Here is a 15645-nt window from a genome sequence, read left to right as displayed (position 1 = left end):
ATATAACATAAAATAAAAGCTCAAGTTTATTACTTGAGCTTTTTTATGCTATATATTATGTGTTTGTCTTTTGTTTTCTTGAAAAGTAGTTAAGTTCCTTAAAATTACTTTCAAAAACTTATTCATATCATAAGGCTTAACAATTATATCATTCATCCCACTGTTGTAAATTTCATATCTCAAATCTTCAACTTCTACAGCAGTTAAGGCTATGATAGGAATGTCTTTATCAAAAACGCGTATTTGTTGTGTTGCCTCTAGACCATTTAAAACAGGCATGTTTACATCCATCAAGATAAGATCAAAAGAATGGAGTTTTACTTGCTCTATAGCTTCTTTTCCATTTTCGGCGATACGGCAATGAACTTGGTTTTTTTCTAAAATCTTTTTGGTAACTGTTTGATTGATTCGGTTATCTTCAACAATCAAAATATGTTTGTCAATCAATACATTTTTATTGAAAATATCATCTTCAACTTTCTTTTCAGAAGTTTCAACAATTGAAAACTCTAAGGTAAACCAAAATGTAGACCCATTTCCTTTTTCGCTCTGCAAATTGATTTTTGAATTTGAAAACGCCAGTAATTTTTTTACAATAGTTAGACCCAATCCGGTCCCTTGATAGCTGTAATTTTCTTCGTTATCTACTTGAGAAAACTCATTAAAAATACGCTCTTGATCTTTTTCTGAAATTCCAATACCCGAATCTTTAATGGTAAAACGTAATTTTGCCTTTTCTGCTGTTATTTCTTCAGGAGTAATATCTATATCGATTGTTCCGTTTTCTGTAAACTTACAAGCGTTGCCTACAAGATTCATTAATATTTGCGAAAGCGTAGTTGCGTTACCTTCAATAAGCTGTGGAACTTCTTTATCAATATGAATATTTAATTTGTTTTTGTTTTGAAGGCACATATACTCAAAAGAAGCTGCAATTTTATCAATAAACTTCTTTAGGTTGAATGTGCTAACGTGTTCTTCAATTTTATTTGAATCAATTTTATTAATTTGAAGTACATCATTAATCAACGCCAAAAGGTAATCTGCAGAGAACTTTAATGATTTTAAATCTTTTTCGTGCTTTTTTAAGGCCGGTTCTTCTAGTAAGATTGAGCTTAAACCAATTACACCGTATAAAGGTGTGCGCAATTCGTGACTAACAGTTGAGAAAAACTCACTTTTTGCTTTTGACATTTTTTCGGCTTCTTCTTTTGCTTCAAAAATCTCTTGGTTTCTTTTTTCTAGTTTTTTTGTAAGTTCTCTTCGTCTTTTATAGGCAAGTAATAAAACGATTATTAAAATTAAAAATAAGGCAAGCACAATGTATAAAATGGTGTTTAGAGTGCTTTTGTTTTTAACTATTTCGGCTTGTAATTGGTTTTTTAGTTCAGCAGCTTCAATATCTTTTCTATATTCTGAAACTTGAAATTTTGCCGAAACGGTTTCGGTTTGAGCATTATTTACATTACGAAGGTTGTTCTCTAAATACGTGTCATAAAGCTCTCGTTTTTCGTAGGCTTCTTGGTATTTTTTTTGACTGTATAAACTTTTACTTAACGCTAGGTAGGCTGATTCTAATTCAAAACTTAGGTCCTCTTTTGTTGCAGCATGTATGGCTTTGTATAAATACTCATCGGCTAGATCATATTTTTTTTTAGCAAGGTAATATTCGCCGGTTAAAAGGTCAATTCCTATATAATTGAAATGTTCTTTATTAAAATCATTTAATTTTCTTGCTTTAATTATATTTTGATAGGCTTTGTTGTAGTTTTTTGCTTCAAGAGCTGTCAAAATAGTGTTGTATCGAGCATCTGCAATTCCTGCTGAGTCACGTAGTTTTTCAAATAAAGCAATTGATTTATCGTGGTATTGAAAGGCTTTGGGGTAGTTTTTATCGAGCTCTGCATACATATTTGCCAAATCCATATATGAATGGGCTGTAGCGGTATCATTTTTGGAAAGACGAGCATACTTTACAGCTTTTTTAAAACTTTCTTTAGCCTGAACAGTATCATTTAACTCTAAATAATCATAACCAAGATTTCTATACCCTTGATGTATGTAGTAGTTGTCTTTAAATTTTAAGCCTTTTTTCAGAAGCTCAATATTAATTTTTAGGGATTCTTTATAATTACCTCTATTATAAAAAATATCTGCTGTTTTTTTCAACTCCTTAAAAGAGACATCTTTAGGAAGTACAATGGTATCTGGGGTTACTTCGTTTGTTTGACTATAAGTCGCAACGCCAAGTATAAGAGAAAAAGATATAAGTAGTTTTTTTACCATGAAAAATCCGTGTCTAAAAAGTGCTCAATTTACATAATTCCTTAAAATTCAGCACAAAATTAAAATATTAACTTTTGGAGAGTTAAATGGATACACTTACATTTAGGGTATGACTTCAAAATTACCCAATACAACCACTTCTATTTTTAGTATCATGAGCAAATTGGCTGCAGACCACAATGCTATAAACCTAGCGCAAGGCTTTCCTGGTTTTGATAGTGACCCTGCATTGATCGATTTGGTAAATAAAGCTATGAAAAATGGTTACAATCAATACGCTCCTATGCCAGGAGACAAAAAATTGCGACAGGTCATTTCAGAAAAAATAGAAAGTTTATACTATAAAAAATATAATGCAGATAGAGAAATAACCATTACAGCAGGAGCTACTCAGGCTATCTTTACTGCCATCGCTGCAACAATTCATAAAGATGATGAGGTTATAGTTTTTACACCTGCTTATGATTGTTACAAACCTTCAATTGAATTATTTGGAGGGAAAGTTGTTGAGATTCAACTTGAAGCTCCAACATACAAACCCAACTGGAAACAAGTAGTTGAACATGTTACAACCAAAACCAAAATGATTCTTGTTAACACGCCTCATAATCCTACAGGTACGTTACTTTCTGAAGATGATATGCTACAATTGCAAAAAATCTCAGAAGAAAATGATTTATTGGTTTTAAGTGATGAGGTTTATGAACATATCATTTTTGATGGAAAAGACCACCAAAGTGCCGCAAAGTTTCCGCAGTTGGCAAAACGCACATTTATAACCGCCTCTTTCGGAAAAACATTTCATAACACAGGCTGGAAAATGGGGTATTGCCTTGCTCCTGAATATTTAATGAAAGAGTTTCAAAAAGTGCATCAATATAATGTATTTTCAGTCAATCATCCCATACAAAAAGCATTGGCTACATACTTACAAGACTCAGAAACGTATCTTTCCTTGCCACAATTTTATCAAAAGAAACGTGATTATTTTTTAGACCTGATTAAAGATTCTCGATTCAAATTTACACCCTCAAAAGGAACTTATTTTCAATTGCTTGATTTTTCAGAAATTTCTGAAGAAAGAGATGTTGATTTTGCAGATCGATTAACCAGAGAACATAAAATTGCTACAATACCTACTTCTGTATTTAACCAAAATCAAGAAGACTATAAGCAGATACGGGTTTGTTTTGCAAAAACTGAAAAGGAATTGAAAGAAGCTGCAGAAATATTAAATTCTATTTAAAAAACACATCTTATTTAAAAAATACATAAGAGAAATCTATACTAAAATTGCGTTTTAAAATCATAAGATTGATTTTAAGTAACTTATAAGTTTTAAATTTATAGTGTTATTATACTAAAATCAATTAATTATGGACAACGACAATACAAAAGCCTGGGAGGTTAACGAATCTTCTGCAAAATGCCCTTTTCTCAATGGCAATTTGCACAACACTACCGGAGGAGGAACGAGCAACAGAGATTGGTGGCCTAACCAATTAAATTTAAACATTTTAAGACAAAACTCATCATTGACAGATCCTATGGATCCCGATTTTGATTATGCTAAAGAATTCAAATCACTTGACTTAAAAGCCGTTAAAGAAGATTTGTATAAACTTATGACAGACAGCCAAGATTGGTGGCCTGCAGATTATGGACATTATGGTCCGTTTTTTATACGTATGGCTTGGCATAGTGCCGGAACCTATCGTATTCAAGACGGTCGTGGAGGCGCCGGTACAGCACAACAACGCTTTGCACCACTTAATAGTTGGCCTGATAATGCAAACCTTGACAAAGCCAGATTGTTATTGTGGCCAATAAAAAAGAAGTATGGTAAAAAATTATCTTGGGCAGATTTATTAGTATTAGCAGGAAATTGTGCTCACGAGTCTATGGGTTTAAAAATGTATGGTTTTGCTGGCGGAAGAGAGGATGTTTGGGAGCCAGAAGAAGTGTATTGGGGTTCTGAAACCGAATGGTTAGGAAATGAGGACCGATTTACAGAAGACCAGCTCGAGAAACCTCTAGGAGCCGCTCACATGGGGCTAATTTATGTAAACCCAGAAGGTCATAATGCAAATCCAGATCCTGTAGATGCAGCTCATTATATTCGTGAGACCTTTGGGCGTATGGCCATGAATGACTATGAAACAGTTGCATTAATAGCTGGTGGTCATACCTTCGGAAAAACGCACGGAGCAGCAAACCCTGAAGAATACGTAGATGCAGAACCCGCAGCAGCAGGTCTGGAAGAACAAAGTATGGGCTGGAAAAATAGATTTGGAACAGGGAAGGGAGCCGATACTATTACAAGTGGTTTGGAAGGAGCTTGGACCAAGACACCTATAAAATGGGATAATAATTTTTTTGAAACCCTTTTTGGTTACGAATGGGAATTAACAAAAAGCCCTGCAGGTGCTCACCAATGGAAACCTAAAGACAATGCAGGAGCTGGTACCGTTCCAGATGCTCACGACCCCAATAAAATGAATGATCCATTTATGTTAACAACAGACCTTTCCTTACGAATGGATCCTGAGTATGAAAAAATTTCAAGACACTTTTACGAAAATCCGGATGAATTTGCTGAGGCATATTCAAAGGCTTGGTATAAGTTGACGCACCGTGATATGGGACCTAAAGAACGTTACCTAGGTCCTGAAGTTCCTTCAGAAGAGTTACTATGGCAAGATCCAATTCCTAAAGTGGATCATAAGTTAATTGATGATAATGATATTTCAGAACTAAAGAAAAACATTCTTTCTTCCGGATTATCAATTTCCGAATTGGTTTCAACAGCCTGGGCTTCTGCTTCAACTTTTAGAGGATCAGATAAACGCGGAGGAGCTAATGGTGCTCGCATAAGATTGGCGCCTCAAAACAGCTGGAAAGTAAACAATCCTAAGCAGCTGTCAAATGTTTTAGACGCATTAAGTCGTATTCAGAAAGAGTTTAATGACGGTCAGTCTGATGGAAAAAAAGTTTCATTGGCAGATATGATTGTTTTAGGTGGTTGTGCTGCGATTGAAAAAGCTGCAAAAGATGCAGGACACGATGTGAAAGTGCCTTTTACAGCTGGAAGAGCAGATGCCTCTGCAGAACAAACCGATTCAGAATCATTTGAAGCTCTTGAGCCTTTGGCAGATGGTTTCAGAAATTATGTAAAAGATTCTTATAAAGTAACCGAAGAAGAATTGTTAGTTGATAAAGCTCAACTTCTTACATTAACCGCTCCCGAAATGACAGTATTGCTTGGAGGAATGCGTGTTTTAAATACAAATTATGATGGATCAAACACAGGAGTATTAACAAATGCCCCCGGAAAACTTACAAATGATTTTTTTGTAAACCTGCTTGATATGTCCACTGTTTGGAAACCAGTGTCTGACAAGGCTTCTATATTTGAAGGACGCGACCGTAGTACAAACGAAGTAAAATGGAAAGGAAGTAGAGTAGATCTCATATTTGGTTCAAATTCTGAATTAAGAGCACTTGCCGAAGTATATGCAAGTGAAGATGCCAAAGATAAATTTGTACGTGATTTTGTAAATGTATGGGACAAGATTATGAATCTTGATCGATTTGATTTAGCCTAACATTACCTTTTGAAAAACCATAGCGGAATGGTAACTTTACCATTCCGCTTTATTATTTATAAATATGAGTACACTACTATTTGATGCCATAAGAGATGAAAAAACAGAACAAGTAGAAATTCTTTTACAAGAGCATCCAGATTGGATCAATGAAAAAGATAATAGAGGTTCTACACCTCTTTTATTGGCAACGTATTATGGTTATAAACCAATTACCGAAGTAATACTAAAACACAAACCTAACATCAATGCACAAGACGCATCTGGTAATACCGCTTTAATGGGGGTTTGTTTTAAAGGTCACAATGATATTGCAAAACTATTAATAGAGCACGACGCCAATGTAAACATCACAAATTTTAATGGCGCAACTGCACTTATTTATGCTGCAACCTTTGGTAAAACCGAACTTGTGAAATTATTAGTTGAAAACGGAGCAGATGTCAACATAAAAGATGACCGAGGTAATACAGCATTAGATCACGCTCAAATGCAAAACGCCACCACAATAATTGAACTTTTGAAATCTAAATAATGAATACCTCGTTAAAAGTTACGCTAATACAATCAAAACTACATTGGGAACAAGTAGATGCCAATTTAAGCATGTTTTCAGAAAAAATTGATTCTATTGCTGAAACAACAGACTTGATTATTCTACCTGAAATGTTTTCAACAGGTTTTTCAATGAACGCTTCAACTCTTGCTGAAGAAACAAACGGAAAAACATTGAACTGGATGATTTCTGAAGCCAAAAAAAGCAATGCTGCACTAACCGGAAGTGTTATAATTTCAGAAAACAATACTTTTTATAATAGGCTCTTTTTTGTGTTTCCTAATGGAGAATATAAAATGTACGATAAAAAACACACCTTTACACTAGCAGGAGAACACAAGACCTACAGCAAAGGAACAAAACGCTTGGTAGTGGATTATAAAGGCTGGAAAATATGTCCATTGGTATGTTATGACCTTCGTTTTCCTGTCTGGGCGCGCAATACTGTAGATTATGATGTGTTATTATATGTGGCCAATTGGCCAAAAAAGCGTGTAGCAGCTTGGGATGCTCTTTTAAAAGCAAGAGCTATTGAAAATATGAGCTATTGTGTAGGTGTTAACCGAATAGGCCCAGACGGTAATAATCACGAATATAGTGGTCATTCTGCTGTATATGATGTTTTAGGCGAACTCATTTCTACAAAAGAGCTAGAAACTGAATTTACACAAACCTTAACCTTGACAAAAGAACACGTTAATTCTACTCGGGATCAGTTGAGGTTTTTACAGGATCGGGATTTGTTTGAGTTAAAATAAAAGTTTCATTCAAACTCCAATTGGCTCGTACTTCTAGTTGCGTAGGATAATACACAACTTCTTCGGGTTGTTCTCGAGTTAAAAAGTTACCGGTATCCCAAACGCCATTTTCATTTTCATCAAAAATTAGTCTAATGTAATACTTCCCTGGTGAGATATTTTCAAATAATACAGGTTGTAATTGTGTGATATAATCTTCTGAAATAACCTTAAACTTACTGTCAACCAATTGAATAATCACCGGAAATTGATTCAGGTTTTCAAGAGTTATATTTAACGTACCATAGTCTGAAACGGTTCTTGTGCGTAATGAATAGTTGAGTGTATCATTTGTTTCACCAAAGAAATCTGTAATAGCACCGGGTAACAGCCTTACTTGGTATGCTTGATTTTCGGTTTTGGGGAAAAATAACTGAGCGATATTGTACTTTTTATCAATAAAAGCTTCTGAAGAGATGCTAGTTGAGTCTTTATCAAGAATGGCTATTCTTTTAGTATTAATACTATCAATAGGAACATTGGCCAGTAGTTTTAAAGTATCTTTTGGTAAAACAGTTCCTGCATTAAGTGAAGAAACGGTAAGAGAATCTCTGTAAAGGTCTTTCATCCTTACATTTACCGTGTCACGAGCATTTCTGTTTGTTGCCAAAAATAAGAGTGAATCGTTTTCCACTTCAGGTTTGAACCAATAATGAACAGTGTCTTTCTCAATATCACGGTAGGTTCTGTACTCAAAATTACTAGAAACTTGAGATAGAAGTTCTAGTTGTAGACTATCTGTAATACCTTCATACCCAAATATAATATGATTTTTTGTCAAGTGCTTAGGCCTATCTATAAGATAATCTGGTATCTCTTTAAAAAGCCGCAACGTATAAATGCTATCTGTAGGTAGTGTAATTGGCTTTTGGGTAAAACCAATTTTGTCATTTTTTGGCTGAAATGTATAATCACTATTATTTTCTTTTAAAGCCATTAAAAGATATTTGCCTTCCTTAACATTGGTGATTTCAAATACTCCGGTACTGTCTTTTGTAGTGGTTATGTATTTTGGTTTTTCAGAATATACAAGTGTGTCATTAAAGGCTTCATTTATTTCATAAAGCATAACTGTGGTAGGAATTTCAGGAGTTGGCAATAAGGCATCTTGTACGCGGCCATTTACTTTTAAACTATCAATATAGTCTCCGGTAGAAAAAACATATTTGTAATATTCAAATGGGTTTTCTTCGTTATTGTCAACAATACTTTGCCCAAAATTTATAGAGTAGGTTGTGTTGTCTTGCAGGGTGTCTTCTATTTGAATTTGTATCCTTTTTGAAGTGCTAAGAGGAGTAATATTGGGAGGATATTTGAGAGGAGGCGAAATGATAAGATTTTTTTGAAGATCTTTCAGTTTGATGTATTCGTCAAAGTAAATGTTTATTTCATTTCCAGAGAAATTTGTTGTGTAATTTTCAGGAACACTTCTTACAATTACTGGAGGAATACTATCACGTTTTCCGCCAGAAGGAGCTCCTTTTTTGGCGCATTCTACAAAAGAAAGTAGAAAAAGTATTGCAATGGGAATATATAATAACCGACTTTTCATGAGGCAAAAATAAGGATTCTTTATGTTGCAATAGCAATAGTAGCAAAGCTAAGTTTTACATTGTTTGCTTTTAAAAGTTGGTTGGCGCAGTTTTCAAGTGTTGCTCCGGTTGTTACTATGTCATCAACCAATAAAATATGTTTGTTTTTGATATGCTCTATATTTTGTAGTGAAAAAACACCTTCTTGTTTCCAAGAAGAATTAAAGCGTGAAAAACGTTCTTTAAAAACTTGTGAGGTGGTTTTTGAAACTTTCAATAAAACATCATCTTTATAGGGAACAGCTAAAGCTTGAGCTACTTCTTTACCAAAACCCGCTACTTGATTATAGCCTCGTTTTTTTAACTTTTGTTTATGTAAAGGCACCGGTATAACCAAATCAACCGTTTTGTAATCTTTGTTTTCTGCAAGTTCTGCTCCAAGCCATTTACCAAAAAACGAACTTATATTTTCTTGATTTCTGTATTTTAAATTATGAAGTATATTTTGAGTAATGCCTCTTTTCTGAAATTGTAATAAAGCCGTCGCGTTTTCCAAAGCAAATCGTCCATAAAACATGTTTAAAAAAGTAAGGTCATTTGTTCTATGATGACAAGCCAACGGCAAATTGTAACGACAAGCAGTGCAAATAATAGTCTCATCTTTCAAAAGTAATTCTTGGCAACCGTTGCAAACAGTAGGAAACAAAAGATTTAACATATTTTAAGATTTTTTACCATTTTTTAAACGTTTCAGTTATCACTACCTTAGTATTTTAGCAATTTAAACCAATTTGAAATGAGTTCAGAAACCAACGGAACAAAGTTTAAAATACTCATAGGAGTATTATCTGTATTGTTAATTGCCCTCGCCGTCTATACAGTGACACTTTACAATGATAGTAAAGATAAAGTAACTGGGCTTGAGCAACAAAAAGTAACAATAGAAAATGAGCTAGAAGAACTTATCGCCAATTATGATGAGGTAATTCAAGATAACGAACTGAAAGATAAAAAACTTCTAGATGCTCGTGAGCGTATTGAGTTGTTGTTAGATTCGGTTAAAGATGCTGAAGCAAACGTATTGCTTATTGAACGTTATAAAACGGAAGTAGGAAGACTTAAGCGTGAACGTACCATGCTTTTTAAGCGCGCAGACAGTTTAATAGCCGTAAACAAACGTATAGCGATGGAGCGTGACAGTACCAAAACAGTTTTAGATGAAACCATAAAGGTTGTAGACTCTGTAAATGAAGAAAACACCACAATGGCAGAAACTATTAAAAAAGGTTCTATTGTAAAAGCAACCGATTTAAGAGGTGAAGCAGTCATTATAAGAAATAGCGGAAAAGTTGTAGATACACGTAGAGCTAGTAGAGCAGACAAAATAAGAGCTTGCTTTACATTGGCTCCCAACGTAATTGCTAAAAGTGGAGATCGTGACCTATACGTGCAAGTTATTAACCCAAAAAATAATTTACTAGGAGTAAAGGAAACCATAGGGTTTGAAAATGGCGTGTTAAATTACAGTGCAAAAACAACTGTATTTTATGAAAATGAAGAATTAGATGTATGTGTATTGGTAGATGCCACAGAAAACAACCTTATTGAAGGACGTTACACCGTAAATGTTTTTGATGGAGAAAACCAAGTAGCTACAACCACTATGGAATTAAAATAAAATCACATTAAAAATTTTTAAAACCGCTACGGTGTTATCGTAGCGGTTTTTTTATTTTTGCGGTATGGCAAACAACGATGATCATTTTAAAAAGGTAGTCTCTCACGCAAAAGAATACGGATACGTATTTGCGTCCAGTGAAATATATGACGGGCTTAGTGCTGTCTATGATTATGCACAAAATGGAGTAGAGCTCAAAAAGAACATTCGTGAATACTGGTGGCGAAGTATGGTGTATATGCACCAAAATATAGTAGGAATAGATGCAGCAATATTAATGCATCCTACTACTTGGAAAGCTTCTGGTCACGTAGATGCATTTACAGATCCGCTAATTGATAATAAAGACTCAAAAAAGCGGTACAGAGCAGATGTTTTAATTGAAGACTATGCTGAAAAACTAGAGCAAAAAGCACAAAAAGAAATTGCAAAAGCAAAGAAACGTTTTGGTGATGATTTTGACGAAGCTCAATTTGTAAGTACACACCCGCGCGTAGTGCGATATAGAAACGAGCAAAAAGAAGTATTAAGCCGTATGGCAAAATCTCTAGCTGCTGAAGACTTGAAAGATGTAAAAGCATTAATCGAAGAATTGGGTATTGCTTGTCCAGAAACCGGAAGTAAAAACTGGACAGAGGTAAGACAATTTAACCTAATGTTTGGTACAAAGCTTGGTGCATCTGCAGAAAACGCAACCGATTTGTATTTGCGTCCTGAAACTGCTCAAGGGATATTTGTAAACTTTTTAAATGTGCAAAAAACCGGCCGAATGAAAATCCCTTTCGGTATTGCACAAACCGGAAAAGCTTTCAGAAATGAAATTGTAGCGCGTCAATTTATATTTCGTATGCGGGAGTTTGAACAAATGGAAATGCAATTTTTCGTTCGTCCCGGTGATGAATTAAAATGGTACGAATACTGGAAAGAAACCCGTTTAAAATGGCACTTGTCTTTAGGTATGGGAGAAGAAAACTACCGTTTCCACGACCACGAAAAGTTGGCTCATTACGCAAACGCCGCAGCCGATATAGAATTTAACTTCCCATTCGGATTTAAAGAGTTGGAAGGAATTCATTCCCGTACCGATTTTGATCTAAAAGCACATGAAGAGCACAGCGGAAAAAAATTACAGTTTTTTGATCCTGAAATGAATAAAAACTATGTGCCTTACGTAGTTGAAACCTCTATTGGTCTTGACAGAATGTTTTTAGCGGTACTAAGTAATTCTCTAGAAGAAGAAGAACTGGAAGGCGGAACAACACGTACAGTGTTAAAAATTCCGGCAATTCTAGCACCAACAAAAGCGGCAATTTTGCCTCTTGTTAAAAAAGATGGTTTGCCTGAAATAGCCGAAAAAATTATTGAAGAATTGCAATGGGATTACAATGTTACCTATGATGAAAAAGACGCTGTAGGAAGACGCTACCGTAGACAAGACGCCGCCGGAACACCATTTTGTATAACCGTTGATCACCAAACTAAAGAGGACAATACGGTAACCATAAGAGACCGTGATACAATGGAACAGGAACGTATTGCCATTTCAGAAATTTCAGAAAAACTTAAAAGAAGTATTTCTTATAAAGATTGGCTTCAGTAATATAAATAGGATTAATTACTTATAAAAAGAGCGGGATTTATTCTGCTCTTTTTTTTATCTTAGAAACATATACAGGGTTGGCTTTCACACAACGATTCATTCTTCGTAACGGGTTAAACTGAAACCAAACCTTCTCTCCATCAGTTTTATAGTTTTCTTCTAGATTTATAGGATCGTAGTAAGTGTCACCTTCTTCAAGCTTAATTGTGTATGGGCAATCACCTTCAGCGTTTGAATATACAACAACACCTTTTTTAAAGCCGGCATCCATCATTTTTTGTTCATCTTGCTGTTTTACCGAGTTCATTTCTGTTGTGTCTTGTGTTGTTTCTTTTGAGCTATTACAAGCTATTGCAAAGAAGAATAAAAATCCAAAACTGAATTTTAATAGTGTCATAAGTAGTAGGTTTTATTAAGTAGTGAAATTACAAATAATGCAGGATAAAAAACAATTTTTTTAAGACTTTAAAATTGTTTTGAGAAAATAGGGCTTTATTTCACATTATTTATTGGTTTTAATGAGATAGATGATAAAATTTAACGTTGACCTCTCTTGTATTTCAAAGAAGACATTGTATTTTTATCGAATTAAGAAATTATTAACTAAAACTAATAAAATGAAGTTAAAACTATCCCTACTCGTGCTGTTTATGCTGGCGATTTTTTCAGCAGAAGCACAAGAGAAAAATGGAGAGAAACCAACCTTTATTGGAAAAGCAATTTCCATGCAAAAAGTTCCTTCCATTTCCTCACAAACAAACCTACAACCTGCTAGAGTAAAAGAGCAGGAAATGAAAGATGCAAGATCTTCAAAAAACAATGTTGTACCTGGAAAAGATCCACAAACTGAAAACGATTACTTTGTGCGCAACCCTCACAAATTAGCCGGTAAAATTCCTGGTAGATCACCAAGTTTGGTATTTGATGCTGCAGAATCTAGTTCTCAACCAACCGATCCGGCATTAGCCGTTGGTCCAGATCACGTATTTGTTGTTTTTAATACAGGTTTTATTATTTATGATAAAGACGGAAACGCTTTAACTGGACAAATTTCTCCTAATCCCACAATTTTCCCAAGTGGAGGATGTTGTGATCTTACTGTTTCATATGATAATGCTGCAGATAGATGGGTGTTAACTTTCCTTGGATCTGGAGCGCAAATTGCAGTTTCTGATGGTCCAGACCCAATCAACGACGGGTGGTATACATATACAATACCTTCTGTAAATGATTACCAAAAGCTTTCTGTATGGAGTGATGCATATTATATTACAGATAATACATCAAATTCAAGTAACCGCATTTATGCGTTAGAAAGAGATGCTATGTTAGCAGGTGATCCAAACGCTCAAATAATAGGATTTCCTCTGCCAGGAATTCAAACCAGTGGTTTTTACAGTCCTCAGGCTTTAAACGTTACTGACGATAACTTGCCTGCTGCAGGAAGTGCGCCTATTTTATACCTTCAAGATGACGCTTGGAGTGGTGTTTCTGAAGATCACGTAAAGTTATGGACAGTAGATGTGGATTGGGATACACCAGGAAACTCAGAGATTTCACAACCTAACGAACTAGTAACTACTCCTTTTATTTCTGTTTTTGACGGAGGTAGTTTCTCAAACTTGACACAGCCTAATGGAGGTATTGCAATTGATGCATTACAAGCTACGATTATGAATCAGGCACAATTCAGAAAATTTTCTGGTCACAACTCTGCAGTATTCAACTTTGTAGTAGATACAGATGCTTCAAGTGGCGAGTTAGCCGGTATACGTTGGTTTGAGTTGCGTCAATCAGGCGATGGACAACCTTGGACCATTCACCAAGAAGGAACTTATACATCACCAGACGGAAAGCACGCTTGGCATGCTAGTATGATGATGGATTTACAAGGGAACATTGGTATGGGATATACTGCAATGGCAGGACCAGATACACCAAACCCAACAGATTTTAGAGTAAGTTCATACTATACCGGAAGATTTGCAGGTGATCCTATCAATACTATGACTGTTTCTGAAGAGCTTATTGCAGCAGGTAATCAAAACATTCCTGGATTGCGATATGGTGATTACAGTAAAATAGACCTTGATCCTAATAATGACAAAGAGTTTTGGTTTATTAATGAATATATGAATAGTGGTAGAAAAGACGTTGTTGGTGTATTCCAGATTGCGCCAAACTTTAATGATGATGTAGGTGTTGTTAGTATTGACCAACCAGAAACAGGAACATTATCTGCAAATGAAGATGTAACTATTACTATTTTCAATTTTGGACAAAACTCTGCATCAAACTTTGATGTTACCTATCAAGTTGATGGAGGAGCAGTGGTAACTGAAACTTTTGCAGGACCTTTAGCTTCTGCTACTTCAGCTCAATATACTTTTAGCGCTCAAGCAGATTTGTCTACAGTAGGTGAAACTTATTCTATAACTGCATCTACAGATTATGGTGCAGATGAAGACAATACAAACGATGCAACTACAAAAGAAGTTACTTACTTAGAACCTAATGATATTGGTGTTACTTCAATAACTTCGCCAAATTCAGGAACTAACTTAACAGCTTCTGAAACCGTTACTGTAACAATCAATAACTTTGGTGGTGAGCCGCAATCAAACTTTGATGTATCATATGATGTTAACGGAACTATAGTAACTGAAACAGTAGCAGGACCTCTTGAAGGAAACTCAGATATGAGTTATACTTTTACTCAAGATGCAGACCTTTCTGCTTTTGGAACGTACAATTTTTCAGCTAGTACTTCATTACCAAATGATAGTGATACATCAAATGATGAAGCAACAAAACTTGTTGTAAACTCAAACTGTCAGCCAGAATCAAGCTGTACTACAGGAGATGGTATTCGTTTATTCCAAGTAGGTGATATAAACAACTCATCAGGTTGTGATCCTAATGGTTATGGAGACTATACAAACCTATCTACAGATCTTGAAGTTGATTCTACAAACGATCTTACTATTACAACCGGATACGGTAACCAATTTGTAAGAGTTTGGGTTGACTTTAACGATGACTTTGTGTTTACACTAGACGAACTAGTAGTTGATAACTACGAGATTGCAGATAACCAAGGATCTGGTACGTATACTGAAACTATGGATCTTGTTATTCCTGCAGGTGCTTCTTTAGGTCAACACTTAATGCGTGCGAAGACAAACTGGGATGATCCTGTACCAGATGATGCTTGTGAAGAAACAACTTATGGTGAAACAGAAGATTATATGGTTAATATTTTTGATCCGCTAGGAGTTAACGATAACCCATTTGCTGAAGCAGAATTTACCGTACTTAAAAAAGGTAAAAACCTATATGACGTTTCATTAAAGACACAAGCTATCACAGATAAGCTAGAACTTTCTGTATACAATGTGCTTGGTCAACGTTTACTATACCGTGCGCTTGAAAATGAAGGGCAAGGATATAACTATGAGTTAAATATGTCTTACGTTAAGAGTGGAGTATATTTAGTTAAAATAGGAAACAGTAAATTAGGAAAAGTAAAACGTATTATCGTTGAATAAACTTTTCTAATTAATAGATTAAAAGGCGAAGTAATCACTTCGC

Annotated in this window: 11 protein-coding genes; 7 read left to right on the top strand and 4 right to left on the bottom strand. The window is 35.0% G+C overall.

The window, feature by feature from the left end:
• Window positions 1-48 precede the first annotated feature (48 nt).
• On the bottom strand, window positions 49-2286 hold the full coding sequence (locus INR76_RS03205; protein WP_223109220.1) for a response regulator: 2238 nt from the start codon (window positions 2284-2286) through the stop codon (window positions 49-51).
• 109 nt (window positions 2287-2395) lie between these two features.
• Here INR76_RS03205 and INR76_RS03200 point away from each other — a divergent pair, with 109 nt between their 5' ends.
• The 4 genes from INR76_RS03200 (at window position 2396) to INR76_RS03185 (ending at window position 7205) form a co-directional block, all read left to right on the top strand.
• A complete protein-coding gene (locus INR76_RS03200; RefSeq protein ID WP_223109219.1) occupies window positions 2396-3532 on the top strand; it encodes a methionine aminotransferase in 1137 nt (378 codons plus the stop codon).
• A gap of 130 nt (window positions 3533-3662) precedes the next feature.
• Window positions 3663-5891, top strand: a complete 2229-nt coding sequence (gene katG, locus INR76_RS03195; protein ID WP_223109218.1) for a catalase/peroxidase HPI — start codon at window positions 3663-3665, stop codon at window positions 5889-5891.
• 64 nt (window positions 5892-5955) lie between these two features.
• Complete coding sequence (locus INR76_RS03190) at window positions 5956-6426, top strand: ankyrin repeat domain-containing protein (protein WP_223109217.1); 471 nt, start codon at window positions 5956-5958, stop codon at window positions 6424-6426.
• Window positions 6426-7205: an amidohydrolase gene (locus INR76_RS03185; RefSeq protein WP_223109216.1), complete on the top strand. Its 780-nt coding sequence runs from the start codon at window positions 6426-6428 to the stop codon at window positions 7203-7205. The genes INR76_RS03190 and INR76_RS03185 overlap by 1 nt, the downstream gene beginning before the upstream one ends.
• Here the strand turns inward: INR76_RS03185 and INR76_RS03180 are convergent.
• Both INR76_RS03180 and INR76_RS03175 read right to left on the bottom strand, forming a co-directional pair.
• Window positions 7150-8796 (bottom strand): Ig-like domain-containing protein, encoded by a 1647-nt coding sequence (locus INR76_RS03180; RefSeq protein WP_223109215.1) that lies wholly within the window; start codon window positions 8794-8796, stop codon window positions 7150-7152. The two genes, INR76_RS03185 and INR76_RS03180, sit on opposite strands and share 56 nt — an antisense overlap.
• A 20-nt stretch (window positions 8797-8816) precedes the next feature.
• The gene (locus INR76_RS03175; protein ID WP_223109214.1) at window positions 8817-9494 is read right to left on the bottom strand and encodes a ComF family protein; all 678 of its coding nucleotides are present in this window, start codon (window positions 9492-9494) and stop codon (window positions 8817-8819) included.
• 78 nt (window positions 9495-9572) lie between these two features.
• On the opposite strand from INR76_RS03175, the gene INR76_RS03170 reads away from it, so the two are divergent.
• A complete protein-coding gene (locus tag INR76_RS03170) occupies window positions 9573-10454 on the top strand; it encodes a hypothetical protein (RefSeq protein WP_223109213.1) in 882 nt (293 codons plus the stop codon).
• A gap of 64 nt (window positions 10455-10518) precedes the next feature.
• Entirely contained in the window at window positions 10519-12054 is a 1536-nt protein-coding gene (locus tag INR76_RS03165) for a glycine--tRNA ligase (RefSeq protein ID WP_223109212.1), read from the top strand.
• A gap of 37 nt (window positions 12055-12091) precedes the next feature.
• Here the strand turns inward: INR76_RS03165 and INR76_RS03160 are convergent, their stop codons facing one another.
• Window positions 12092-12451 (bottom strand): hypothetical protein, encoded by a 360-nt coding sequence (locus INR76_RS03160; protein ID WP_223109211.1) that lies wholly within the window; start codon window positions 12449-12451, stop codon window positions 12092-12094.
• Between the two features lie 220 nt (window positions 12452-12671).
• Here INR76_RS03160 and INR76_RS03155 point away from each other — a divergent pair, with 220 nt between their 5' ends.
• A complete protein-coding gene (locus INR76_RS03155; RefSeq protein WP_223109210.1) occupies window positions 12672-15602 on the top strand; it encodes a GEVED domain-containing protein in 2931 nt (976 codons plus the stop codon).
• Window positions 15603-15645 lie beyond the last annotated feature (43 nt).

It is taken from the genome of Marixanthomonas sp. SCSIO 43207, from assembly GCF_019904255.1.
GTDB lineage: Bacteria > Bacteroidota > Bacteroidia > Flavobacteriales > Flavobacteriaceae > Marixanthomonas.
This window is presented reverse-complemented; position numbering and strand designations above follow the sequence as displayed.